The organism is Sporosarcina sp. SAFN-010 (assembly GCF_059415065.1).
This window is the reverse complement of sequence record NZ_JBPFDS010000047.1, coordinates 1-552: the sequence shown is the minus strand read 5'-3', so window position 1 is coordinate 552 and position 552 is coordinate 1. Positions and strand designations below refer to the sequence as shown.

The 552-nt window shown below is 40.0% G+C and carries 1 pseudogene; it reads right to left on the bottom strand.

What is annotated here, in order from left to right:
- Positions 1-334: 334 nt before the first annotated feature.
- Positions 335-552, bottom strand: a pseudogene (locus tag ACR65F_RS18160) (IS110 family RNA-guided transposase); the annotation flags it as partial.

Genomic DNA, 552 nt, shown 5'->3' with positions numbered 1-552 from the left:
GGACGCTTTCTTACCTCGAGTCAAGTCTTTTATAAGATTAATAATGAAGCTTATGAAGGAAAGTATCAACACTCATCCATTGCTTTCCGTTTCAGGACTCGCTTTCCGGCGGGCATGGCTTGAGCCTCCTCGTTCGCTTTGCTTCCTGCGGGGTCTCAAGGCTCATGCTATTCCCGCAGGAGTCGAGCCTTCCACTACAAGCAATTCAGACTAGATATAAGAGGTCTAGAATAAAGAAAACCTATCTTAGGTCCAAAAAATTGAATACCAAATAAACCTAACGAAATCCTATTTTTCGCAAGGATAACTATGCTATAGTGAAATTATCCCGTTATTAACTGGCTGTAGTGAATGCATAGTTATAAGGGATGCCGTGTTGAATAAGGTGAAATGCGACTTTCAGGAACTTATTCACACATGCGATAACTGCAACCTTATGAGGCTTACTCTGGGGTTGCTTTTTTAAATGATCATAATAATCGACAATGCTATTTTGCGACCTCTTCCGTAAGGTAATCATAGTCATTACCATGAAATATAAGAGCTTTCTTA